Raw genomic sequence first — 25652 nt, forward strand, 5'->3', positions numbered from 1 at the left:
GTCTTTTTAAATGATAAATTAATACTAATTTTGTTTTTAAGAATTTAAGATATAATCTTTATATAAAATATCCTGTTAAAGGATTCAAAAATACACTATTTGCATGGTATCAAAAAGCCAAATAAAACTAATAACACGATTAAAGCAAAAAAAGTTTAGACAGCAAGAAGGCTTGTTTGTTGCCGAAGGCCTAAAAACTATTAATGAACTTTTAAACTCTTCTTTAAAGCTTCATCATGTATTTTCGACTAAGACCTTCAATTTTGGTGCCAAGAATGAAACTTTGATTACTGAGAATGAATTAAAAAAAATCAGCTTTTTAACCACGCCAAATCAAGCCTTAGCCATTTTTGAAATCCCAAAATCGCAAGCTATTCAAGGCAATAGCTTAATTGTTGCTTTAGATAATGTTAGAGATCCAGGCAATTTAGGAACCATCATAAGACTTTGTGATTGGTTTGGTATTCCGGATTTAGTTTGTAGCGAAACAACTGTTGATTGTTATAACCCAAAGGTTATTCAAGCTACAATGGGTTCTATTACACGTGTTAATGTGAGTTATATTGATTTAGAACATTTTTTAAAGACTACCGAATCTGAAGTTTTTGGGACGTTTATGGATGGTGAAAATGTGTACGAATCTAGCTTGCCTAGCCAAGGTGTTTTGGTGTTGGGAAATGAAGCAAATGGTATTTCTGCTGCTATTGAAGCTTGGGTTGATAAAAGGATTACGATTCCAAGATTTGGCACACTTCAAGCGACTGAAAGTTTAAATGTCGCAACAGCAACAGCAATAATGCTAAGTGAATTTAAGCGCTAGGTTATTGGAAAGTTAAGTTAATAAACAAGCCTCTAGTTTTCATGCTTTTTACATTTCCTGTCCATGGACTATTAGGATCCACATCAGGAACAATTTCATTGTTAAAAGAAAATACACCACGAACGGAAGGTGTAAACTTAAAGAAGAACAGGTAAAAATCTATCCCAAAACCAAGTTCATAAAAATATAAATTCTTATTTGTTCTAAATTCTCCAGCGCTGTTATCGTCTGGGTTATCTTGATTACTAGATAAGTTTAATGCAGTAGAAAATCCACCAACAATAAAAGGTTTAAAGTTATTGATTCTTTTAGTCGATAATTTTAAAAGTAAAGGCACGTGAATGTAAGTTGCTTTTACCTCTCGAATTAAATCTGAGTCTGTATATTCTAATCCGCTAAAATAGCTTTCATCATAGATTAAATTACGAGTTGTGATATACAAACCAGGCTCTAATCTTACATCTATATAATCATTTATGCGTAAGTTTCCTATAAGACCAACACTAAAGCCAATGCTTTTTTCTACAAGGATATCTTTTCTGTCTTGATAATAATCAAAATTAAAATCGTAACTATTAAAACCAAGAAAATAGCCATAGCTTAATGTTTTTTTATCTACATTTTCATTGTTTTTAATTTTCTCTTTGTCAAATAATTGAGCAGAAGCAGATTGAATGCAAAAAAAAGTAATAAGTATTGCAAGTATATTCTTCATATTTATTTAGACGATTTATAAATAGTTGCCACTCCAAAAGTTTGTGGAAAATCTTTCACATTAATAAACCCAATTTCTCTTAAAATATTGTTTAATGCTTCACCAAAAGGAAACACAGAAGCAGATTCACATAGATACTTATATGCGCTTCGGTCTTTTGAGAATATTTTCCCAATTAGAGGCAGTATGTTTTTTGTATATAAATTATAGCCTTGTTTAAAAGGTGTTTTTGTAGGCATAGAAGTTTCTAAAATCACAAATGTACCTTGAGGTTTTAAGACACGATATATTTCTTTTAAGCCTTTTTCAAGGGTTTCAAAATTACGCACACCAAATGCAACAGTAATTGCATCAAAAGAATTATCTTCAAAAGGCATGTGCTCGCTATCGCCTAAAACCATTTCAATAGTGTTTTCTAAAGCACGCTTTTTAACTTTGTCTTTGCCAATATCTAACATGCCACTACTAATGTCTAGACCAATAATTTTTTCAGCATTAGTTTGAGCTAAATTAATAGCTAAATCTCCTGTTCCTGTAGCGATATCTAAAATGGTTTTTGGTTGAGCTTCTTTGACCATAGCTACCACTTTTTTTCTCCATTTCACATCAATACCAAATGAGATAACACGATTTAAACCATCGTAATCTTTTGATATGGTGTCAAACATTTTGGTAACCTGTTCTTTCTTACCTAAATCGCTATCCTTATATGGTTTAACTTTCGACAAATCTATTTTTTTGGCAAACCTACATATTTTTTTTTATTTATATCCTTCCGAAGTCATCAAATCAAATGCTTGTCTATCATTTATATCTTAATATTTTGCAGTATATTTGCTTACTTTTTTATTATAATACAGATGAAAATAATTATTGCTGGAGCTGGTGAAGTAGGATTTCATTTAGCAAAATTATTGTCTTACGAATCGCAAGAAATAACCTTATTAGACACTAATAAAGAAAGTCTGACTTATGCAGACAATCACTTAGATATAAAAGTTATCAAAGGAGATGCTACATCCATAGCAATTTTAAAAGAAGCTAAAGTTGATCAAAGTGATTTGGTAATAGCGGTTACTGCTTCAGAAACGACTAATATTACAGTCTGTGTTCTAGCAAAGCAATTAGGTTCAAAACGTACTATTGCTCGAATTTCGAATACAGAGTTTATTAATCATAAAGATGAAGTAGGATTTACTAAATTTGGAATTGATGAACTTATTTCTCCAGAATCTTTAGCTGCTTCAGAAATTGAATTGTTACTCAATCAATCAGCGTTTAATGATAGTTACGAATTTGATGAAGGCGCTCTAACCATGGTTGGCTTAAGCTTATCGAGAACTGCATCTTTTGTTGGAAAAACAGTTCGTGAAGCCGCTCAATTATTTTCTGAAATCCATTTCGTTCCTATTGCAATTCAGCGCTTTGGAACACAGTATACAATTATTCCAAGAGGAGATACTCAGTTTAAAGAAGGTGATAATGTTGTATTTATTACTAGTGAAGGTGGTGGTGATGAGTTGTGTAAAATGACTGGAAAAAGTAATACCGAAATTAAAAATGTAATGATCTTAGGAGGTAGTAAGATTGGGTTTAAAACTTCTAGAGATTTATATGAAAATGGATTTAATGTAAAGCTCATTGAAAAAGACAAAGAACGTGCTTTCGACTTAGCAGATATACTTCCGCGTGTTTTGGTTATTAATGGTGATGGCCGAAATGTTGATTTACTAGATGAAGAAAGTATTCATGAAATGGATGCGTTTATTTCTGTTACAGGAAATTCTGAAACCAATATTATGTCCTGTTTAGTCGCAAAGTCTAAAGGGGTAAAGAAAACCATTGCCTTGGTTGAAAACATGGATTATTTCGAATTGTCTCAATCTATTGGAATTGACACATTAATTAACAAAAAGCTTTTAGCAGCAAACAACATTTTTAGATATATTAGAAAAGGAGAAGTGGTTGCTATGACCAAATTGAATAATATGAATGCGGAGTTGTTGGAGTTTAAAGTGAAAGCCAACTCAGAAATAACAAATAAGTTTATTAAAGATGTTGATTTTCCGCGTTCAGCCATTATTGGTGGTGTAGTAAGAGATGGAGAAGGCTATATAGCTCTTGGGAGCTTTAGAATTCAAGAAGGAGATAAAGTCGTTGTTTGTTGCCTTCCAAGGTCTATAAAACGTGTAGAAAAAATCTTTTTGTAATGAGAAGAATAAAGCTTAATTACAAAATTATCTTCCATTTTTTTGGTTTGCTCTTATTGTTTAATGGTGGCTTTATGCTATTGTCTTCACTCATTAGCTTGATTTATAAAGATGGGGTTACTTTTAAATTATTCCTTTCAGGTATCGTCACTCTTTCTGTAGGCGTTTTAGCTATGATATTGACTCGGAAACATTCCAAAGAAATGAACAAGCGAGAAGGATATATCGTTGTTACTTTTGGATGGATTGTTATGGCATTATCTGGAACTTTACCTTATGTGTTTACTGAAAGTATTCCACAATTTACAGATGCATTTTTTGAAACCATGTCTGGTTTTACGACAACTGGAGCTTCTATTTTAAATGATATTGAAGTTGTGCCTAAAGGTGTTTTGTTTTGGAGAAGTTTAACACATTGGATTGGTGGTATGGGAATTATTGTTCTTGCTATAGCTATTTTGCCCTTATTAGGTATTGGAGGAATGCAGCTTTTTGCGGCTGAAGCTCCTGGCCCTAGTACAGATAAATTACACCCTAGAATTACTGATACAGCAAAACGGTTATGGTTAATTTATGTAGGGTATACTGCTGCTGAAACGATTCTGCTTCAAGTTGCAGGCATGTCATTTTTTGACGCGATAAATCACGCGTTATCCACGTTGTCAACTGGAGGCTTTTCAACAAAAAATGCGAGTGTAGCACATTGGAATAATCAGCCTATTATTCAGTATATTATTATCGTCTTTATGTTTTTAGCAGGAACCAATTTTGTATTAAGCTACTTTGCTTTTAAAGGAAAAGTGCAAAAAATTATTAAAGATGAAGAGTTTAAACTTTACTTTAAGTTTATTGCTATTTTTACATTAATAGCTGCGGTAATTATTTACTTTAGAGCAGATATTGCTGCGTCTAGCATTGCGCATCCTATGGTCTTAGGAGAGGCAGAAAGTGCCTTTCGCCATGCATTATTTCAGGTGTTAGCGATAGTTACTACAACTGGTTTTGTTACTGCAGATTATACCATGTGGACACCTTTTCTAATAGTGTTCTTTTTCGGACTTATGTTTTTAGGTGGTTCGGCAGGTAGTACTTCTGGAGGAGTTAAAGTCGTGCGTCATTTGGTTTTAATTAAAAATGGTTTTTTAGAGTTTAAAAGAACGTTACATCCTAACGCTGTTTTACCAGTTCGCTATAATAAAAAAGCAATTTCTGGAGATATTGTATTTAATATTCTTGCTTTTTTTATTCTTTATATGTTATCCTTTATTGTAGGTTCTTTAGTGTTTTCAATGTTTGGTATTGACTTTGAATCTTCTGTTGGCTTGGCAGCTTCTAGTCTAGGGAATGTTGGTCCAGCTCTTGGAGATTTTGGCCCAGTAAATAATTATTCAGCTTTACCTAATTTAGGAAAATGGTGGTGTAGCTTTTTAATGCTCATTGGTCGTTTAGAATTGTTCACTGTGCTTATTTTATTTACGCCTTTTTTCTGGCGAAATAGATAAGTTTTGCAAAATAATTTATTCTTAAATTCTTGAGTATTTATAGGTGTTTTGTCGCTATAGCTGAGTTTCAAGATGATTTGAATTGTAACATTTTTTAAATTGGCTCGTCTATATTATACAAACCAATTAAAAACACAATCATGGAATTATTAATCACATCTCAAGATTTAGAACCGCTTCCCAAGTACAATGAAGACCAAGTAAATCAACCTTTAGGGTTTTTAAATTCAAACTACCAACAAATTGTTAGACACACTTATAATAAAATGAACTCTGGTTCAGTTTTTGGAATAAGACAGCGTCTTAAAAGTAAGCAATACAATTCCTGTTGCTCTATTGAAACGACTTTAAAAGTGTCTTTGTTTTTAGTAATATTTCTTATAGCCATTTTATAATTTATAGTTTCAAAATATTTTTTTGGATTTATAGCGTAACGTTTTTGCGTAAAGTATTACTTATAATATAAAGCAGCTTTTTTATAGATTGTTAACTGATGATCTTTTGAGCTAATCTCAAAAATAATCTTTTATACCATTACATAGAAATTCAAGAATATTAATTCTTGCTCAAGTATTCTATGCTCTAAACTTTAATGTTTCACTTTTAAAAACTAGAACTTATGAGCTTCGGTGTTGTGCAATCGGGAATAACTACCTTAAAGAATAACAGAAATCTATTATCAAAAAGGAAAAAACTAAAAAACAATTTAGGAAACAATAGTAGTAAACGATTAACAGACTATAATTTACCTAAGTCTAATCCAATGGTTTTAAAACAATTAAAAGAAAAAATTAGGTTAGAACATAAGAAGACTACACAAAAGCAGTTACTTGTTTTTTGCTTGGTAATTATACCTTTAATTACACTATTAATCATTTATATATAAAAGCCATATATTAATGGCTTTTATGTTTATTAATTCACAGTGTCTTTAATTCGTTTAATAGCTTCAGTTAATTGTTCTTGACTAGCTGCGTAAGAAATACGAATACAGTTTGGGTTTCCAAAAGCTTCACCTGTAACAGTTGCTACAAGAGCTTCTTCTAAAAGATATAATGAGAAATCGGTAGCATTTGTTATTGTTCTGCCACGTAAGGTTTTTCCAAAGAAATAAGAGATGTCAGGAAATACATAAAAAGCACCTTCAGGAGTATTATTATTAAATCCTTTGATTTCATTTAATAAATCTAGGACTAAATCTCGTCTTATTTTAAACTCGTCAATCATAAATTGGACACGAGAAGGCGGCTCATTTAAAGCCGTAATAACCGCTCGTTGAGCAATGCAATTAGCGCCACTTGTAACTTGACCTTGCATTTTGTTACAAGCGCGAGCTATAGCTTCAGGAGCACCAATATAGCCAATTCTCCAGCCTGTCATAGCAAAGGCCTTAGAGACTCCGTTAACTGTAATGGTGCGATCAAACATACCATCAATTTGTGCCATGCTTACATGACCACCAACAAAGTTAATATGTTCGTAAATTTCATCAGAAACGACATATATATTTGGATGATTTTTTAAAACTTCTGCTAGTGCTTCTAGCTCTTCTTTGCTGTAAACAGATCCACTTGGATTGCAAGGCGAAGAAAACCAAAGCATTTTTGTATTTGGAGTTATAGCAGCTTCAAGCTGAGCAGCTGTCATTTTGAAATCATTTTCAATAGACGTTTGTACTTCCACAGGCACACCTTCTGCAACTTTAACAATATCGCTATAGCTTACCCAATAAGGACAAGGTAAAATCACTTCATCACCTTTGTTAATCATTACCATTGCTACATTAGACAGGCATTGTTTTGCGCCTGTTGAAACTACAATTTGAGGTAAGGAGTAATTTAAATTATTATCACGTTTAAACTTGGTAATAATAGCTTCTTTTAATTCAACATAGCCATCAACAGGAGTGTATGAATTATAATTGTCATGTATCGCTTGAATAGCAGCGTCTTTTATATAATCAGGTGTATTAAAATCGGGTTCACCAAGACTTAATCCTATAATGTCTTTTCCTTCAGCTTTTAACTCTCTGGTTTTTGCGGCCATTGCAAGAGTAGCAGAAGTTGACATATTTAAGACCCTTTCTGAAAGTAGGCTCATCGTGTGTGATTAGTTATTTATAAAGTAGAATTGTATTAAGCCATGCTAGGTTTTCTACCTAATGCTTTTAATTGCTGATAATGTTCTGAAATAGCAGTCCAAATTGAATTGTATTCGTTATAAGGTAAGCTAAATTCGTGAGCAGTTTCTCTTACTATTTTTGCTATGTTTTTATAATGAACATGACTTATATTAGAAAATAAGTGATGCTCTACTTGTCTGTTTAAACCTCCAGTATAAAACTCCACAATCCAACTTTTAGGTGAAAAATTAGAGGTTGTAAATAATTGGTGAATTGCCCAAGTGTTTTTCATATTACCATTTTTATCTGGTAAAGGCATTTCAGTATTTGGCATCACATGCGCTAATTGAAAAATAACACTAAGAATAATTCCAGCGGTATAATGCATGATAAGGAAACCAATTAAAACTTGCCACCAAGCATACCCTAAAGCTATAGGTAGTACAACCCAAATAGAATAGTAAATTATTTTACCAATAATTAACTTTGTCCATTGTGTTGCTGGATTTGGAAAATCGCCATAAGATAATTTTCTTTTTAAGTATATGTAAGTTTGTTTAAAATCGGTTGTTATAGCCCAATTAACAGTTAATAAACCATATAAGAAAAATGCATAATACTTTTGATATTGGTGAATTTTCAACCATTTAGAATGTTTTGAAAAACGAATTATTCTACCAGCATCAATATCTTCATCGTGACCTTGAATATTTGTATAGGTATGGTGTAATACATTATGCTGTACTTTCCAATTGTAATCGTTTCCAGCTAATATATGTATGCTGCTTCCCATGAGTTTATTAACCCATTTTTTACTAGAAAAAGAACCATGGTTGGCATCATGCATCACATTCATTCCTACTCCAGCCATTCCAATGCCAATAACCATCATACAAATTACCTGTAACCAGGTTGGTAAATCAACAGTTAATAAAAGAACTAATGGACCCAATAATAATGTGAACATTATTATGGCTTTGCTATATAACTTCCAGTTTCCTGTTTTCTTAATGTTATTATCTTTAAAGTAAGCATTTACACGCTTGTTTAAAGTTCTAAAAAACTTCGCAGAATCAGTTCTAGAGAAAGTTAGAGTTTGGTTTGACATACTTTTAGGGTTTAAAATAGAATAACGTAATTAATTACTAAATGTTATTGTGACCAAAGATAAATAAATAAGCCTTTTATCTTACTAAAGAATTCACAAAAATATAAACAATAAAGTCTATTTTTGTGGAAAAATAATAAAATGGAGCTCATTTTAAAGTACTTTCCTGATCTTACAGAAGATCAAATTGATAAATTTACAAGACTAGAAGCCTTATACCAGGATTGGAATTTAAAGATAAATGTCGTGTCTAGAAAAGACATAGATGAGTTGTATTTACGCCACGTATTACATTCGCTTGCTATTTCTAAAGTGATACAATTTAAGCCGCACACCAAGATTATGGATGTAGGTACTGGAGGAGGATTTCCAGGAATACCTTTAGCCATTTTATATCCAGAATGTTCTTTTCATTTGGTAGATAGTATTAATAAAAAACTAAATGTTGTAAGAGAAGTTGTCGCTGGTTTAGGTCTAGAGAATGTGAAAACTACACATACTCGTGTAGAAGAAATTAAGGACACCTATGATTTTATTGTGAGTCGAGCTGTTGCTGCAATGCCTACATTTGTGCATTGGGTAAAGGGAAAGGTTGCAAAAAAGCAAAATCATCAACTTAAAAATGGAATTATTTATTTAAAAGGAGGTGATTTAACTCTAGAATTGCAAGATTACCCTAAAGCTACGATTTATGATATACCAGATTTTTTTAGTGAAGATTTTTTCGAGACTAAGAAAATAGTACACTTACCTTTAAAGTATAAAGGTTAAGCCTTATTTTTCTAACGCGCTCCATTCTTCGTCTGTGGCTGCATTTTTTTGATGCTCCATTACACCTAGCCATTTACCATTGCGTTTAATGAGTAACATTTCAAAGTGTATGGTATATTCTGCTATAAGTTTACCGTCTAATTCTTTAGATGTAAATCGAAAAATCCCAGTTTCATGCGCAGTCGTTTCATTACCTATTCTTTGAGAAAACCGAAATTGAACGGCATCATTTTGTTTTCCTTCTTTAGTTTTTATAAAGCCTTCTTTCCAGCCATCTAATGCTTGACTCAAAGCAACTGATGTTTTGTTTTTGCCAGTTGCAAATACAACCACTGCATCTTTATGGTAAGTTGCTGCATAAGCTTCAAAATCTCCTTCTTTCACGGTTCTTGATAATTCAGCCCAATAACGATCTAGTTCTGCTAATCGTGTAGAGTCATTTAGGGTTTCATTAATAAGTATTAAATCACTTTTATAATTATTTGCTAGAGAGACTTCAAGGTTAGAAATTATTACTAGTGTAAATAGGATGATGATTTTTTTCATGATAATTTATTTGACTACAAATTTGGTTTTTAAATTATAGTTCTCTGGAGTTTCAATGTTTAAAATATATAAACCAGAAGAAATATTTAAAGGAATATGAGTGCGTTCTTGTAGATTTAAAATGTTATTATATATCATTTTTCCTGTAAGATCTACAACCGAAACACTGGCTTGATCAACAGTCTTAGTACATAAAATAGTTAAAACGTTTGAAATAGGATTTTGCTCAAGACTAATCGAGTTTTGGTTATTTGTGTCTGTGCTTAGAGTTTCTTGAAAGATTTCATTAAGCGCAAAAGCTACATTTTGTTCTGTTAAAGTCACATGTGGTTCATTTTCTTGAGGCATAAACCAAGCGTCAAAAGGTGTGATATTGGTGGTGGCTCTAGTAGGCCCAAACGGTGTATGAAACCAGTTGATTTGATCTGCTGTGATTTCAAAAGCCATTGCACTTATACTTGGGATAAAGTTGAAATGATCTGTGCTTAAAGAGGCTAAGAATTCACCAACAAGACCATCTGTAGATAAGTCCTCAGTCAAACCAATGATGTCAAAAAGACCTCCTGACGCAGCATCAATGCCATCAGAATAACTAAAAGCTCTAGAACTTGCATTATTGATTCTGTCGTTTGCTAATGGAAACCAAATCGGAAAATCTAAATGAACTTGGCTTGTTTCAATTTGTGTGCCTGCATTAGGTGTAAAAAAAGTATTAGCTTTTAATTCTGCAACACCAAAAAGTTCAATATTAGCATCTACAATTTGGCTGCCAGGAACCAAATCGTTTGCTCCTGAAGTGTTGTCTGGATAACGGTTATTTTCGCCACTACCATTAATAATTGAGATGTTTCTGGTTAATTCGGGAAACCCAGAACCTGTTAAAAGGTTCATTCTTGCATCAAAATCGCTTTTATAAGGATGAGCTCTAGGTAATGATAATGACCCATTAAAAGTTACACCATCGCTATCTGTAATGTGCGGTTCAAACTGATCTGTTAGCATTTGTCTAGCTGCTGAAGACCTTAGCATACCATCAATAATTGGTTGTAATTCTTCAACATTTTGGTCGCCAAGAACCCAGAAATCATCTAAACCAAAAGCAAGAAAATTAAATTGATGTTGAAATCCAATAGGGACATTTGCACCATGATGAGGTGCATCAAAAGAAATCCACAACCTTGTGTCGTGATCCATAGATTCATTATTTTCCATATAATTTAATGCATATCTAGAAATTAATCCACCCATACTCGGACCAATTATTACATTTTGTTCGGTACCTTCTTTATCTTCATTAATTATATTTATTAATTCAACTAATAGCATTGCATTACGTTCAATAAAATCAACACCTCCATCAATAACAGCGCCATCAGCATCTCTAGTATAGATTGGGAAATTTAAATACACAACATCAAAGTCTTCAGCCTTAACTAAGTCTTCAAGATTTGACGTCGATCCTCCATCATCAAAATTTAATAACTCACGTAAACCAGTAATATCGCGACCATCTCCAGGGTCAAATCCATCTACTAAAATAATAGGCTTGTTTAAAACGCCATCAGCACCCAAGAATATTTCATATTCACCTGTTCCAAAATTATCTGGTTCATTGTCGTAGTCTGACAGGTCAGGAGCAATGCTAGAGGTGAATGTGTTAACCACACGATTAAAATGCGTATATAAATCAGCATTAGAATATTTAATGTCAATTTTTGAGCTGCGGCTTATAATATCTCCATTATCCAAAGTCATTTGAAAGGTTAAAGTTTTTTTACCAATTTCAGAATAGTCTACAACAATATTTTGATTAAAGCGGATTGTTCTAAAACCTTCACCATCATCAAAATCAATTGCGACACTTTGAATTGTTTGGTCTGTTGTATTATAAATATTAGATGACGCTAAATTAAAGGTGGTCTGCAAGCCTTTAGTTTTTACTCTTAAAGGAGAAGCAAGCGTTATGTGTTTTTTTTCGAAGATAGGTGCTTCAGTATTTGTTCTCATTAAATACCCTTGAGCATCTCTAGAAACTGCGTTGCTTTGTAAAGCATCATCGCTAATTGATTCAAAATCACTATGTATTATTGCTAATGGGATAACATTTGTGAAATAACTCTGTTTAGTTTGTTCTTTTATGTTTTCAAGTGGACTTAAACGTTGATTTAAATCGGCTTGAGCAATACTTTTATAAGCTTGATAAAAGCTGAAAGAATTTATAACTTTTTCGTTATAAGTGGTAATATCTGAAATAGGTGATTTATGCACTAAAATTGTAGTCTCCATACCAGAAGTATCAAACTTGTTTAATGCGTTTTTTTTGTCTTGTGAATAAAGGCTAATAGAGATGAGGAAAGCGAGTAGAAAGTAGTTTTTTTGCATTTCGTTGGATATTAATTAATCTCTTAAATATAAGAAGTTCTATCAATATTTTATAATGCGGAGGAGTTTTTAAGTTAAACCGCATAAAAAAACCCTTAAAACGATATTGTTTTAAGGGTTTGAATTTTAATTATTTAGGGTTTTATCCTAAAAATGGATATCTGTAATCTGTTGGCGTTACAAATGTTTCTTTAATAAGTCTTGGTGAAACCCAACGTAATAAGTTTTGAGCAGAACCTGCTTTATCATTTGTTCCAGATGCTCTTGCGCCACCAAATGGTTGCTGACCAACAACAGCTCCAGTAGGTTTGTCATTAATATAGAAGTTTCCAGCTGCATTTTGTAACGCATCTGTAGCCTCAGTAACAGCATATCTGTCAGTTGCTAAAATAGCTCCAGTTAATGCGTATTCACTAGTTTCATCAACTAGTTTTAAAGTTTCAGAATAAGCATCATCCTCATACACATAAATAGTGATCACAGGACCAAATAATTCTGTGCACATTGTTGTGTATTTAGGGTCTTTTGTAACTATAACTGTTGGTTCAATAAAGTAACCTTTGCTTTTGTCATAATTTCCACCAGCAATAATTTCTGCGTCATTATCATTTTTAGCTTGATCAATGTATTTAGCTAACTTATCGAAAGAGCCTTCATGAATTACTGCAGTAATAAAATTACTCATGTCTTCAGGAGAGCCCATTTTAAAAGAAGCAATGTCTTCTTGAACATATTTCTTTACATCGCTCCAAATACTTTTTGGAATATAAGCTCTAGATGCTGCACTACATTTTTGTCCTTGAAATTCAAATGCACCACGAGAAATAGCAGTAGCTACCTGTTTTGGGTTAGCTGATTTATGTGCGACAATGAAATCTTTTCCTCCTGTTTCGCCAACAATTCTTGGGTAGGTTTTGTAGTTATGAATGTTATTACCAATTTGTTTCCATAATTCTTTAAAAATAAATGTAGACCCAGTAAAGTGTAAGCCAGAAAAATCAGGGCTTGCTAAAACAGTATTGGTTATCATAACAGGATCTCCAAAAACCACATTAATAACACCATCTGGAACGCCAGCTTCTTTAAATACGTCCATAATGATTTTAGCAGAATAAACCTGACTATCACTAGGTTTCCAAACTACAACATTTCCCATCATAGCCATACAAGCTGGTAAGTTGGCTGCAATGGCTGTAAAGTTAAAAGGAGTTACTGCATAAGTGAAGCCTTCTAAAGGTCTGTATTCAACTCTGTTCCATGCATCACTTGTACTTTCAGGTTGTTCATGATAAATGTCTGTCATGAATTGTACATTGAATCGTAAAAAATCTATAAGTTCACATGAAGCATCTATTTCGGCTTGATGGATGGTTTTTGATTGAGCCATCATGGTTGCAGCATTAATTTTCGCTCTATAAGGTCCCGCAATTAATTCAGCAGCTTTTAAAAAGATACCTGCGCGTTGTTCCCAAGGTGTTTTAGACCATTTTTTTCTGGCTTCTAACGCTGTAGAAATTGCATCGTCAATATGCTTTTGCTCTGCTAAATGATAGGTTCCAACCACATGTTTATGGTCGTGAGGAGGAGACATTGTTCTCGTGTTTCCAGTGGTAATGTCTTTTCCGTTTATATATAATGGTACATCAATAGTACGATTAAACATTGCTGAATATTCTTTTTTAACTGCTTCTCGCTCTGGGCTTCCAGGAGCATAAGATTTAACGGGTTCGTTAATAGCAATTGGTACATTAAAAAATCCTTTTCCCATGATTGTTTTTGGTTTTGTGATTTGTAAAATTTTGAAGTGCAAAGTTACAATTTTTTTAATGATTTTTTTTGTAAGTTGTCATCCAGTTTGTAGACTACAAAAACCATGTGTACAGTAACAATTATACCTAAAGGTGAAAATGATTTTGTGCTAACTTCTAATCGGGATGAAGCACCTAATCGTGTGTCTTTATCTCCTGATTTTTATACTATAAATAGTACTAAAATGTTGTTTCCAAAAGATGAAAAAGCTGGAGGAACATGGATTGGTATAAGTGAACACAATAGGTTAATTTGTTTGTTGAATGGAGGTTTTAAATACCATGAACGGCAAAATAAATATAGAATAAGTCGAGGGACTGTGGTTACCGATTTATTAGCTTCCGAAGATATTATAACTAAAATTAAGGCCTATAATCTTTTAGATATTGAACCTTTTACTTTAGTGATAGCAGATTGGAATGATCATTTAAAGTTTTTTGAGTTGGTATGGGATGGCTTTCAAAAGCATTTTAAAACACTACCCAAAGAACCTAGAATTTGGTCGTCTTCTACGTTATATTCTCAGCGTATGAAAGAAGAACGAGAACAATGGTTTCATGCTTTTAAAAGCAATAACGAATTAAATTCCGCGAAAGCGTTACAATTTCATAAAAACACCCATGTTGAAAATTTAGATTATGGAATTGTTATGAATCGTCATGTTGTAAAAACAACAAGTATAACGCAAGTAGAAAAAACAAATGAAGAAATTATGATGAATTTTGAAAATCTTCAAGACAACACTTCTACTTCAACTATTTTTTTATTTCCTGAAACAATTCATGAATAACAATACAGGTATTATTTTAACTCTTGCATATCCAGAAACTATTGTAATGGTTTCTGAAGAGTGGTTTTCTCCATTTCTGCGCTATTTAGGTGTTGGTAAAAAGAATTATTTGCGTGCAGGACATGCTGCATTAGTCCTTATTGAAAAAGCTACAGGTGTTTTAGAGTATCATGATTTTGGAAGATATATAACCCCAGAACCTAACGGAAGAGTGAGAGGCCGAGATACAGATCATGAGCTGCATTTTCCTATTGTTGCTCATATTGAAAACAATACCATCCAAAACTTAAACGATATTCTAGAATTCCTGGGAATACACCCTAAATTAACCCATGGAGATGGTAAACTTATAGCATCTGTTTGTGATCAAGTCGATTATAGCTTAGCAAGACAACATATTACAAAAATGCAACAACGTGATTTTATTAGATATGCAGCTTTTATTAAAGATGCCTGTAATTGTGCTCGTTTTGTAACCGATTCTTTGATTGCTTCAGTAACCAATACTAATATTAAGAAGAAATTGATTAGCTCTAAATGGTTTACACCTAGTACAGTTGGTAATGTGGTGATTGCTAATACTGGAGACCAAATATTTGAAGTGAGTGAAGCAGGAGTGATTTCTGAGTATAAATCATCTGTAAGCAAAGATAATAGACGCTATTTTTTAGATCGATTAAAAAATCATGAGCCTACTTTTGTTGGAACCTTAGAACCAAAACCTGTTGATGATTTGCATGAAAAAGCACAATGGCTTTCAGGTATTGCTGCTGGAGCTTGGTATGAACTGCATCAAACAGACCACACTTTAGAATATGCCTACAGACGTATTTCTCCTTATGGCAATATTGATGTTCATGCCATATATGAAATTGATGAGACAGGATTTAATTATCATGAAGAGTTTGAATTTATACACTATTCAAATTGTAAATTCTTTCATGTAAAACAGAATGAAAAGGTGTATAGATTTAAAATTAAGGAGGGTTAATTTATGGCGAAAGGTGCACTAAGTTTAAAAGTAGGTATAGTTACATTAAACTTTTTAGTGTTTGTAAAGTTTACCATTTCGTAATGCCCTTGCATAGCTCCAAAAGGCGATGTTAATAAACAACCAGAGTTATAAGTATGAGATTCTCCTGGTTTTAAAACAGGCTTTTTCCCAATAACGCCTTCACCTGAAACAACTTCTATATTATTTAAAGCGTCTAAGATAGTCCAATGTCTTGCATTAAGCTGTACAGAGTCTTTGCTCTGGTTTTCAATAGTAACTCGATATCCAAAGGCAAATTGTATTTTATAATTTTTATAAAATGTGCCTTCAAAGGTAGTTTCTACCGAAATTTTAATGCCTTTTGTGACTTGTTGAACCATATTAACTATTGAGAATCAATGATTTTTAAAAAATCAAAAATAATAAAATTAATGATATGAAAATTTATTATTGTGGTGCTTTAAACGATAAATATAGGTTAATTAACTAATTAATTAGTAATATTTACAGAATTGCCTTCACCCAATCCAACAATTTTATCATAACGAGCTCCTAAGTCTCTGTAGTAAACTAATACTTTGTAATTGTTTTCAGTTTGATAAAAGTTTCCACTTATTGCTCCTTCGTCTATAGTGCCATCAGGTTCTACAACGACATATTTATAATTATAAAACCCTTGTTTTAATAAGATTTGCTTTTCATATTTATAATCTTCTGCATTAAAGATCATTTTAGTACTCTCGTCAATGGTGTAATTATTAAAATTACCATAAACATGAAGCTCTTGACCTTTAGAGAGTTCTCCTACTAATAAAGAAAAATGCATCCAAACATAATCCGCTTCAATGCTAGGATTTTCAGCATCAATTGCTGTTACTAAAAAATTACCATTAATGTCTGGATTGTACGTGTAAGGTTGATTGTGTCTAATAACATTGGTGTATAAATAATTATGGTATAATTCCTTTAAATCAATAAACTGTATGCCTGTATTTGAAGCTCTAATATCTTTGTTTTCAAACCATAAAAACTCATTTCCAGACCAGAAGCTAGACTCAGTATCATATTTATAAATAAGTTCGTTGCCTATGGTGTACATTGGTTTTAACCCAGAAATAGTAGTGTTTAAATTGTTATTTTGAATAATAACTGTTTTTACAGTTTGTTTTGGGTTAGTAAAACGCATACTTGTTGAAGAGATACTAATATCTACACTTTGCTTTTCTTGAATAGTTCTAACATCACGAGATCTTTTTATGGCCACGCCAACATTAGCTTTATTTTCATATACCATAAATTTTCTAGAGAATACTAACTCGTCATAATCATTATATATTTTTATCATGTAATTTCCAGAAATCTTTAAACGACGTACACGTTGATTTGGGATCGTAAGCTTGTAATTTGAATAAATTTGTAAGGTGTTAAATGAGTTTTCATAAGATAAAATTCGCTGGTTGTCAAAGCCTTCTAAGTATTCTACTTTAGATAATACTGATGGCGTCCAATCGTAATTAAAATGTTCAATTACATAATAATAATCTTCTTCATCGCCATTTAAAGCGTCAAATTCTAATTTTAAGTATTCACCAAGTTTTAAAATAGGCAATTGACTTTCTGGCGTATTACCTTTAAAAGTAATTGTTTTTATATAGTCTGGAGGAGCAACTTCTGTTTGTACTTGACTAAATGCTGATGTAATACAAAAAAGAAAAATGAAAAGAGTTTTAAAATTCACAAGTGTAATGTTTTTGTTTGACAGTAAATATAAACAAAATTTATGCCTAAAAACTCCATTGCGAATTAATGAGTTATTTATTAAGCTCTTTGTCAATAATTTCTAATATAGCTTTTGTCTGATCTAACATACTTTGCTGTCTTGCTAATCTATTATTTTCATCATAAGACTTGGCAAGTAGGTTCCCGAAAAATGAATCATTAGTGAAGAATTTTTTTGCAACGACTAAAGTGTCTTTAGGTCTTGGGTTTAAGTTAGAACGTTTTCGATACTTATTACTCGTAATTTTTAATAAAATATCACTACTTGTCTTAGTGAGCTCATGTAACAAATTCATTGCGGTTTGTTGATCTTCAAAACCAGATTCTAAATCAGCTGAGAATTGTGCGAGTATATTTCTTAGTTTTTCATTTTTTATTAAATCAACTTTGCCTGCACTTATTAAGGCATTATAGGCTCCAGTAACAGGTTCTGCCCTATACCAAGATTTTCCATAAACAATAAGGTTGTCTAAAGAGTCGAGATTTGTATCGAAATATTTAAATTCTTTTTCATCTTGGCGTTCATGAATATTAATAAGTGTAGCGCTATGATTCAATGCTTTTTGTTGCATAGACATGGTTTTTTCTATCCTTATTTTAGAATCTTTAAAATCTGTTCGTAGCGCAGTTAATATTTTAGTTTCTTCATTGGACGCTCTTCTATTTTCATTCCAAGTATTAATCTGCAGCGCTATTAATATTCCAATAACAACAAGTATAATTTCACCAAAGGCATATTTAAAATATTTTGATGTTTTGTTTTTCATGAGAAGATTTTTGCGAATTTTACTAAAGAATTTAATCATAAATGATTTTATAGAATCTGAGCTAAAGGTAAACAATTTTTAAAGCTGAAAATTGACGTGGTTGATTGTGATTAAATTTCTATTCAATTTATTATGAAAACGGATTAGTTATTCTTAAATTTGCATCGATTTTTAAAACACTTAAAAATTAAAGTCAATATAACTATTAACAAATAGATTTATAATATGTCAAACGACATTAAGATTAAAAAAGGTCTAGACATTAAATTAAAAGGCGCTGCAGAAAAGGCAAAAGAAAATGCCATTATTAGCAACTTTTATTCAGTAAGACCAGAAGACTTCCACAGTGTTATCCCAAAATTAATTGCAAAAGTTGGAACTAAAGTAAAAGCAGGTGAGCCTATTTTTTACGATAAATCTAACGAAAATGTAAAATTTGTTTCTCCAGTTTCTGGTGAAATTATTGATATACCTCGTGGAGAGAAGCGTAAAATTTTAGCCGTTAAACTTCAAGCAGACAAAGAACAAACTTATGTAGACCATGGTAAGTTTAATTTAGATGCTGCAAAACCTGAAGATGTTAAAGCACATTTATTAGCTTCAGGATGCTGGCCATTTATTAAGCAACGTCCTTATGACGTTATTGCTAATCCAGAGAAATCACCTAAAGCTATTTTTGTTTCAGGATATGCCTCTGCTCCTTTAGCTGCAGATTTAGATTTTACGTTACAAGGTAAAGACGCCGAATTGCAAGTAGCTATTACTGCACTAAGCAAACTTACAGAAGGTGAAGTTCATATTAGCGTAGGTAAGAATGGAAATTCACCTCTAGCAAATATTTCTGGAGCTACTATTCATAAAGTTTCTGGACCGCATCCTTCAGGTAATGTTGGTACACAAATCAATAAAATAGATCCTGTAAATAAAGGTGAAATCGTTTGGACTGTTAATCCGCAAGATCTTGTAATTATTGGTGAGTTGCTATTAACTGGAAAATTTAATGCCGAGCGTATTATTGCTTTAACCGGTTCTTCAGTAAAAAAGCCAAGATACTTTGTTACTAAATTAGGTGCTGAAGTGGCGTCAATGATTTATGATAATGGTGTAGATAAGAATGATAATATTCGTATTATATCAGGGAACGTATTAACTGGAAAGCAAGTACAGCCTGATGGTTTCTTAGATTATTACAGCAACACAATTACTGTAATACCTGAAGGGAATGATTATGAATTTTTTGGATGGAATAAGCCAATTTTCAATAAAATATCTACTTCAAGAGCCTTAACGTTTTCATGGCTCTTCCCTAAAAAAGAATTCGATTTAAATACAAATACTAACGGAGAGCATCGTGCTTTTGTAACCACAGGAACATATGAAGAAGTATTTCCTTTGGATATCTTTCCTATGCAAATCCTTAAAGCTTGTATGTATAAAGACTTAGACGAAATGGAAGCTTTAGGGATGTACGAAGTTGCTCCTGAAGATTTCGCATTAACAGAATTTGTATGTGTATCTAAACAACCACATCAAGATATTATTAGAAAAGGTTTAGACTTAATGCTTAAAGAGATAGGATAATGGGTTTAAAAAGTAGTTTACATAATTTAAAAGAAAAGTATAAAGGCACTAAAATGGCTCCTGCGTTTAACGCAATCCATACCTTTTTATACTTGCCAAATGAGACCACTCATAATGGCACACACATAAAAGTAGCAGACGATTTAAAACGTACCATGAATACAGTAATCATGGCGTTAATACCTTGTCTAATTTTTGGGATGTTTAATGCAGGTTATCAACATCACTTAGCTTCTGGAGCTATTGAAGCTGCTAACGGTTTCTTTAGTACATCGTTTTGGACTTGGGACAATTTAGTTGTTGGACTTTGGAAAGTACTTCCACTTGTTGCGGTGTCTTATGGCGTAGGTTTAGCTGTCGAATTTATTTTTGCAGTTATTAAAGGTCATGAAGTAGAAGAAGGTTACTTAGTTACGGGAATGTTAGTTCCGTTAATTGTGCCAATTGATATTCCTTTATGGATGCTAACTGTTGCAGTTATCTTTGGTGTTGTTATTGGAAAGGAAGTTTTTGGTGGAACAGGAATGAATATTTTAAACCCTGCACTAACCATTCGTGCGTTCTTATTCTTTGCTTATCCTACTTGGATGTCTGGAGATAAAGTTTGGGTTCATGGTGCTGTTGAAAAAGCAGGAACACCTGATGCTATTTCTGGTGAAACCATCTTAGGAAGCTTAGCGCAAAATAACGAGATCACTCATTCGGTTGCTGATATGTTCTTCGGATTTATTCCTGGTTCAGTTGGAGAGACTTCTACATTGTTAATCCTATTGGGCGGATTATTCTTAATCTTCGCTAAAATAGGAAGCTGGAGAATCATGTTGTCTTCAGCTATTGGAGCAATTGTAATGGGGTTAATTTTTAATTTTGTTGTTGATTCTGGGTGGATTTCAGAGAGCAGTAAATTCTTCGGATTAATGAGCACAACATGGTGGCATCATTTACTTATAGGAGGTTTTGCCTTTGGTACAGTATATATGGCCACAGATCCTGTAACAGCTTCTCAAACCAATAAAGGAAAATGGATTTATGGATTTTTAATTGGATTCATCTCCATATTAATTCGTGTATTCAACCCAGCATACCCAGAAGGTGTGATGCTAGCTATCTTATTAATGAATGTGTTTGCACCAACTATAGACCATTATGTGGTTCAAGGCAATGTGAAAAGAAGACTGAAACGTTTAAAAACTAAAGTGGCTTAAACATGGAAAAAAGAACAGATAAAAATTCATATACGATACTATTTGCTATTGGAATGGTATTGATAGTTGGTTCATTGTTAGCTTATGCTGCTTCAGCTTTGAAACCAAATATTGATGAAAATAAACGTTTAGAAAAGCAACAAAACATTTTGTATGCTATGGGTGTTAATGAAAATGAAGGTAATTCTGCTGTTTTCGTTTCTACCGATAAGGCACCAGAAATGTTCAATCAATATATCAAGCAACAATTGGTCATTACTAATGGGACTACTGTTACCGAAGATGATCAAGCCTATTTAATTGATGTTAAAAAGGAACAAGCAAGTGCTAAGGCTGGTAACGAAAGAAGATTACCATTGTTTATTGGTGAAAAGGATGGGAAAACATTCTATATCGCACCAATTCGTGGTAAAGGACTTTGGGATGCTATTTGGGCTTATGTTGCTATGGATGAAAACATGGTAGTACAAGGGGCTTATTTCGACCATAAAGGTGAAACTCCTGGCCTTGGTGCTAACATCAAACAACGTTACTTTATGGACGATTTTATTGGTGAAAACCTTAAAAGTAATGGGGAATTTAAAGGGATTACTGTCTCTAAAAGTAATAATGACCCAACGAATAATGATAAATCAGATAATGAGGTAGATGCCATTGCTGGAGCAACCATTACAGGCGATGGTGTAGCAGCGATGATTAGAAGCGATTTGAAGCTTTATGTAGCTTATTTTGAAAACTTAAAAAAGAATTAATTTATGGGACTTTTATCAAAAAAAGACGTAGCATTAATTAAAGATCCATTAGCAGATAATAACCCTATTACTATACAAGTATTAGGTATTTGTTCTGCCTTAGCAATTACTGCGGAATTAGAAGCTTCTATAGTTATGGCAATATCTGTATTGTTTGTACTAGGTGTTGGTAATGTTGTCATTTCTTTAATGAGAAATATTATTCCTTCTAAGATTAGAATTATAGTACAACTTATTGTAGTTGCAACTTTGGTGATTATAGTAGATTTAGTCTTAAAAGCTTTTGCTTACGAACTTAGTAAAACACTTTCAGTATTTGTAGGATTAATCATTACAAACTGTATCATTATGGGACGTTTTGAGGCTTTTGCTTTAGCCAATGGACCTTGGCGTTCATTTCTAGATGGTATAGGAAACTCTTTAGGATATGGGGTTATACTAATTATAGTAGGATTTTTTAGAGAATTATTAGGCGCTGGTACATTATTAGGTATCCCTGTATTAGGTGATCCTATTGCTAAAACAGGTTTATATGCCTTTGGTTATGAAAATAATGGATTTATGTTATTATCGCCAATGGCATTAATAGTTGTTGGAATCATTATTTGGGTACAACGTAGTAGAAACAAAGCATTAATTGAGGATTAAATTGACTTGTCATCCTGAACTTGATTCAGGATCTCATCAAAATAAATAATTATGGAACATATAGAATTATTTTTCAAATCAATATTTATAGATAACATGGTATTTGCTACATTCTTAGGAATGTGTTCTTACCTTGCTGTTTCTAAAAAAGTAAGTACAGCAGTTGGTTTAGGAGCTGCGGTAATTTTTGTATTAGCAATCACAGTGCCTTTAAACTGGTTGTTAGATCAGTATATTTTACAGCCAGGCGCATTGTCTTGGTTAGGTGAAGAATATGCATCTTATGACTTAAGCTTCTTGTCATTTATCATGTTTATAGCCACTATCGCTACTATGGTACAATTGGTGGAAATCATAGTCGAGAAATTTTCGCCTTCTTTATATAATTCATTAGGGATTTTCTTACCATTAATTGCTGTAAACTGTGCTATTTTAGGAGGCTCTTTATTTATGCAGTCTAGAGAAATAGCGACTTTTGGTTTGGCTTTAAATTATGGGGTTTCTTCAGGAATTGGTTGGTTCTTAGCTATACTTGCTATTGCTGCCATTCGTGAGAAAATAAGATATTCAAATGTACCACCTGCTTTAAGAGGTTTAGGTATTACATTTATAATTACAGGATTAATGGCTATCGGGTTTATGAGTTTTGGAGGTATGTTAACAGGAGGAGATGAAGAAACTACTGAAGAAAAAACAGCACAAATTGAAACTGTAAAAAATGATTCTGAAAAAGAGTTAGCTAACAATACAACAATAAATGAGTAACATGATATTAGCAGCAAGTACATTAGGAACAATTATAGCAACTGTAGCAGCTTTCTTACTAGTCACTTTAGTATTAGTATCTCTGTTGTTGTTTGTAAAACAAAAATTATCACCATCAGGTCCTGTTAAGATTATGATTAATGGTGAACGCGAAATTGAAGTCGCATCTGGAGATACACTATTAACAACTTTAGGTGCTCAGAAAATATTCTTACCATCTGCTTGTGGTGGTGGTGGAACATGTATTCAATGTGAATGTCATGTCTTATCTGGTGGAGGTGAAGCGCTTCCAACCGAAACGCCTCATTTTACAAGAAAAGAATTACAACATGGCGCACGTTTATCTTGTCAGGTAAAAGTGAAACAAGACATGGAAATTACAATTCCTGAAGAAGTCTTCGGAATTAAAAAATGGGAAGCTACTGTTGTACGTAACTATAATGTTGCTTCTTTTATTAAAGAATTTGTTGTTGAGATTCCCGAAGATATGGGCTATAAAGCTGGTGGATATATTCAAATTGAAATTCCTCCATGTGAAATTAAGTTTCAAGAAATGGATATTACGGCACATCCTGAAGAACATGAAACGCCTGATAAATTTCAAGCAGAATGGGATAAATTCAATTTATGGCCATTAGTAATGAAAAATACAGAAACTGTAGAGCGTGCTTATTCTATGGCCTCTTATCCTGCTGAAGGACGTGAGATTATGCTAAACGTTCGTATTGCAACACCTCCTTGGGATCGCGCTAAAAATGGATGGATGGATGTTAACCCTGGAATTGCATCGTCCTATATTTTTAACCAAAAACCTGGAGATAAAGTAACTATTTCTGGACCTTATGGTGAGTTCTTTATTAATGAGTCTGAGTCTGAAATGTTATATGTTGGTGGAGGTGCAGGAATGGCACCAATGCGTTCACATTTATACCATTTATTCAGAACCATTAAAACTGGACGTAAAGTTACGTATTGGTATGGTGGACGTTCAAAACGTGAGTTGTTCTATATCGAGCACTTTAGAAAGTTAGAAAAAGACTTTCCTAATTTTAAGTTTTATATGGCTCTATCTGAACCTATGGAAGAAGATAATTGGAAAGTTAAAACAGATATTAATGATGAAGCTGGAGATGGTTTTGTTGGATTTATTCATAATTGTGTAATTGACAATTATTTAAATCATCATGAGTCGCCTGAAGATATAGAATTATACTTCTGCGGACCACCATTAATGAATCAAGCTGTTCAAAAAATGGGAGAGGACTTTGGTATTCCAGATGAGCATATTAGATTTGATGACTTTGGAGGATAGACTTTCATTTAAAATAAATAAAAAGCCCAACATAATATGTTGGGCTTTTTTGTTTTTATAACAATGGTCTTTTATTAATTAATAACCTAAGCGCTAAAGTTTTTTAAAGGGACATGTGCTGGATTAAAATGAATTCCTAAATCCTGTTTTGCGGCATCATTTTGATAAAACATTTTTGCTTTCCCTTTTGGAGTTTCATTATTAAGCATAGCAGATATGTCTGAGACTTTCCAACTTTCACTACTTAAAATATAGTTTTTACCATGTAATCCTTTTGTTGTTCCTGATTTAAAAATAGCTTGAGAAACATCCTTTACATCAACCATTGCAAATTCGGCATCAGTATCATAAAGCATTTGTACGAATGGGTTAGGAGCTATTTTGTTTTTAAATAAAAACTGCATACCTGCTGAAGTAGAATCTTCTCGATTTGATAAAGGCTTTCCTGTTACAAAAACAGGGGAAACACTTGAAATTTCAAAGGATAAATTAGGGTGATCTTGAATGAACTTTGAAACTGTTTGATTGGCAATAAACTTTGCTTGTGCATAAGGATGACTTGCTTCACTTGTAAATGGAGTATCGTTTTCGTTAAAAGTATCCTCAGGGTTTTTATGGCCTGGAGGCATTGGAAAATCTGTATTATAGGCTGCAATAGAAGCTATAAATACAACCTTTTTCACCTCTTTAGATTGGTTAATAATCTCAAGAAAGTTTTCGGTGCCTTTTATCGTTGGGTCAAATAATTCTGCCTTAGCATCTTCAAAATCTAATTTAAATGGCGTGCCACCATGAACTACAATTTCGCAACCACTTATAAATTTTTTTAATTGCTCTTTGTTTTCAACTTTAAGTGGAACAATTTCTAAATGTTTAGCATTTGGTAACTGTTTCAAGTGCTCGTATTTTTCTGGTTTAGAAATATCAGTTGCAGACACTTTTACATGATAGCCTTGCTCTAAAAATTGTTTTGTAGTGTGACTTCCTATAAAGCCAGATCCACCAATAAGACCTACTGTTTTCATATTTTTATTTTTTAAATTTTTAAAATATATTATTTGCTTTTTTCGAGTT

Annotated in this window: 24 protein-coding genes; 13 read left to right on the plus strand and 11 right to left on the minus strand. The window is 32.7% G+C overall.

The genetic code is table 11. The features are described from left to right. Positions 1-103 precede the first annotated feature (103 nt). Positions 104-820 (plus strand): TrmH family RNA methyltransferase, encoded by a 717-nt coding sequence (locus ACFS5M_RS04855; protein WP_183486357.1) that lies wholly within the window; start codon positions 104-106, stop codon positions 818-820. A 1-nt stretch (position 821) separates the two neighbouring features. Here ACFS5M_RS04855 and porT read toward each other — a convergent pair whose 3' ends face one another. Together porT and ubiE are read right to left on the minus strand one after the other, a co-directional pair. Then, complete coding sequence (gene porT, locus ACFS5M_RS04860) at positions 822-1535, minus strand: type IX secretion/gliding motility protein PorT/SprT (protein WP_183486359.1); 714 nt, start codon at positions 1533-1535, stop codon at positions 822-824. A 2-nt stretch (positions 1536-1537) separates the two neighbouring features. Continuing rightward, positions 1538-2263: a bifunctional demethylmenaquinone methyltransferase/2-methoxy-6-polyprenyl-1,4-benzoquinol methylase UbiE gene (gene ubiE / locus ACFS5M_RS04865; RefSeq protein ID WP_183486361.1), complete on the minus strand. Its 726-nt coding sequence runs from the start codon at positions 2261-2263 to the stop codon at positions 1538-1540. A gap of 132 nt (positions 2264-2395) precedes the next feature. Here ubiE and trkA point away from each other — a divergent pair, with 132 nt between their 5' ends. From trkA to ACFS5M_RS04880, 3 genes are all read left to right on the plus strand, one after another. Further along, a complete protein-coding gene (gene trkA, locus ACFS5M_RS04870; RefSeq protein ID WP_183486363.1) occupies positions 2396-3745 on the plus strand; it encodes a Trk system potassium transporter TrkA in 1350 nt (449 codons plus the stop codon). After that, a complete protein-coding gene (locus ACFS5M_RS04875; RefSeq protein ID WP_183486365.1) occupies positions 3745-5247 on the plus strand; it encodes a TrkH family potassium uptake protein in 1503 nt (500 codons plus the stop codon). The genes trkA and ACFS5M_RS04875 overlap by 1 nt, the downstream gene beginning before the upstream one ends. A gap of 140 nt (positions 5248-5387) precedes the next feature. Continuing rightward, entirely contained in the window at positions 5388-5642 is a 255-nt protein-coding gene (locus ACFS5M_RS04880) for a hypothetical protein (RefSeq protein WP_183486367.1), read from the plus strand. 520 nt (positions 5643-6162) lie between these two features. Here the strand turns inward: ACFS5M_RS04880 and ACFS5M_RS04885 are convergent. Further along, positions 6163-7347: a pyridoxal phosphate-dependent aminotransferase gene (locus ACFS5M_RS04885; RefSeq protein WP_183486369.1), complete on the minus strand. Its 1185-nt coding sequence runs from the start codon at positions 7345-7347 to the stop codon at positions 6163-6165. Positions 7348-7382: 35 nt separating this feature from the next. Next, positions 7383-8477: a fatty acid desaturase family protein gene (locus ACFS5M_RS04890; RefSeq protein WP_183486371.1), complete on the minus strand. Its 1095-nt coding sequence runs from the start codon at positions 8475-8477 to the stop codon at positions 7383-7385. A 141-nt stretch (positions 8478-8618) separates the two neighbouring features. Here ACFS5M_RS04890 and rsmG point away from each other — a divergent pair, with 141 nt between their 5' ends. Beyond that, a complete protein-coding gene (rsmG, locus tag ACFS5M_RS04895) occupies positions 8619-9248 on the plus strand; it encodes a 16S rRNA (guanine(527)-N(7))-methyltransferase RsmG (RefSeq protein ID WP_183486373.1) in 630 nt (209 codons plus the stop codon). 3 nt (positions 9249-9251) lie between these two features. On the opposite strand, the gene ACFS5M_RS04900 is transcribed toward rsmG, so the two are convergent. The 3 genes from ACFS5M_RS04900 to pruA form a co-directional block, all read right to left on the minus strand. After that, positions 9252-9794: a DUF4440 domain-containing protein gene (locus ACFS5M_RS04900; protein ID WP_183486375.1), complete on the minus strand. Its 543-nt coding sequence runs from the start codon at positions 9792-9794 to the stop codon at positions 9252-9254. A gap of 6 nt (positions 9795-9800) precedes the next feature. After that, the gene (locus ACFS5M_RS04905) at positions 9801-12176 is read right to left on the minus strand and encodes a T9SS type A sorting domain-containing protein (RefSeq protein ID WP_183486377.1); all 2376 of its coding nucleotides are present in this window, start codon (positions 12174-12176) and stop codon (positions 9801-9803) included. 142 nt (positions 12177-12318) lie between these two features. Then, positions 12319-13944: an L-glutamate gamma-semialdehyde dehydrogenase gene (pruA, locus tag ACFS5M_RS04910; RefSeq protein WP_183486379.1), complete on the minus strand. Its 1626-nt coding sequence runs from the start codon at positions 13942-13944 to the stop codon at positions 12319-12321. A 105-nt stretch (positions 13945-14049) separates the two neighbouring features. Here pruA and ACFS5M_RS04915 point away from each other — a divergent pair, with 105 nt between their 5' ends. Further along, complete coding sequence (locus ACFS5M_RS04915) at positions 14050-14775, plus strand: NRDE family protein (protein WP_183486381.1); 726 nt, start codon at positions 14050-14052, stop codon at positions 14773-14775. Continuing rightward, on the plus strand, positions 14768-15766 hold the full coding sequence (locus tag ACFS5M_RS04920; RefSeq protein ID WP_183486383.1) for a DUF6695 family protein: 999 nt from the start codon (positions 14768-14770) through the stop codon (positions 15764-15766). Before ACFS5M_RS04915 ends, ACFS5M_RS04920 begins: the two co-directional genes overlap by 8 nt. On the opposite strand, the gene apaG is transcribed toward ACFS5M_RS04920, so the two are convergent. From apaG to ACFS5M_RS04935, 3 genes are all read right to left on the minus strand, one after another. Continuing rightward, positions 15763-16149, minus strand: coding sequence for a Co2+/Mg2+ efflux protein ApaG (gene apaG / locus ACFS5M_RS04925; protein WP_183486385.1), 387 nt, complete (start codon positions 16147-16149; stop codon positions 15763-15765). The two genes, ACFS5M_RS04920 and apaG, sit on opposite strands and share 4 nt — an antisense overlap. 110 nt (positions 16150-16259) lie before the next feature. Next, entirely contained in the window at positions 16260-17507 is a 1248-nt protein-coding gene (locus tag ACFS5M_RS04930; protein WP_183486387.1) for a type IX secretion system plug protein, read from the minus strand. A gap of 73 nt (positions 17508-17580) precedes the next feature. After that, complete coding sequence (locus ACFS5M_RS04935; protein ID WP_183486389.1) at positions 17581-18315, minus strand: DUF6090 family protein; 735 nt, start codon at positions 18313-18315, stop codon at positions 17581-17583. 225 nt (positions 18316-18540) lie between these two features. Here ACFS5M_RS04935 and ACFS5M_RS04940 point away from each other — a divergent pair, with 225 nt between their 5' ends. Genes ACFS5M_RS04940 through nqrF form a run of 6 tightly spaced genes read left to right on the plus strand, consistent with a single transcriptional unit; the run spans position 18541 to position 24578 of the window. Beyond that, on the plus strand, positions 18541-19896 hold the full coding sequence (locus ACFS5M_RS04940; RefSeq protein WP_183486391.1) for a Na(+)-translocating NADH-quinone reductase subunit A: 1356 nt from the start codon (positions 18541-18543) through the stop codon (positions 19894-19896). After that, complete coding sequence (locus ACFS5M_RS04945; protein ID WP_183486393.1) at positions 19896-21101, plus strand: NADH:ubiquinone reductase (Na(+)-transporting) subunit B; 1206 nt, start codon at positions 19896-19898, stop codon at positions 21099-21101. Before ACFS5M_RS04940 ends, ACFS5M_RS04945 begins: the two co-directional genes overlap by 1 nt. A gap of 2 nt (positions 21102-21103) precedes the next feature. Continuing rightward, a complete protein-coding gene (locus ACFS5M_RS04950; protein ID WP_183486395.1) occupies positions 21104-21853 on the plus strand; it encodes a Na(+)-translocating NADH-quinone reductase subunit C in 750 nt (249 codons plus the stop codon). A 3-nt stretch (positions 21854-21856) separates the two neighbouring features. Beyond that, positions 21857-22501 (plus strand): NADH:ubiquinone reductase (Na(+)-transporting) subunit D, encoded by a 645-nt coding sequence (locus tag ACFS5M_RS04955; RefSeq protein ID WP_183486397.1) that lies wholly within the window; start codon positions 21857-21859, stop codon positions 22499-22501. 51 nt (positions 22502-22552) lie between these two features. After that, entirely contained in the window at positions 22553-23266 is a 714-nt protein-coding gene (gene nqrE / locus ACFS5M_RS04960; RefSeq protein WP_183486399.1) for an NADH:ubiquinone reductase (Na(+)-transporting) subunit E, read from the plus strand. A gap of 1 nt (position 23267) precedes the next feature. Then, a complete protein-coding gene (gene nqrF, locus ACFS5M_RS04965) occupies positions 23268-24578 on the plus strand; it encodes an NADH:ubiquinone reductase (Na(+)-transporting) subunit F (protein ID WP_183487278.1) in 1311 nt (436 codons plus the stop codon). Between the two features lie 86 nt (positions 24579-24664). On the opposite strand, the gene ACFS5M_RS04970 is transcribed toward nqrF, so the two are convergent. Then, the gene (locus tag ACFS5M_RS04970) at positions 24665-25603 is read right to left on the minus strand and encodes an NAD-dependent epimerase/dehydratase family protein (RefSeq protein ID WP_183486401.1); all 939 of its coding nucleotides are present in this window, start codon (positions 25601-25603) and stop codon (positions 24665-24667) included. Positions 25604-25652: the final 49 nt, after the last annotated feature.

Source organism: Lacinutrix iliipiscaria, assembly GCF_042686125.1.
Taxonomy (GTDB): Bacteria; Bacteroidota; Bacteroidia; order Flavobacteriales; family Flavobacteriaceae; genus Oceanihabitans; species Oceanihabitans iliipiscarium.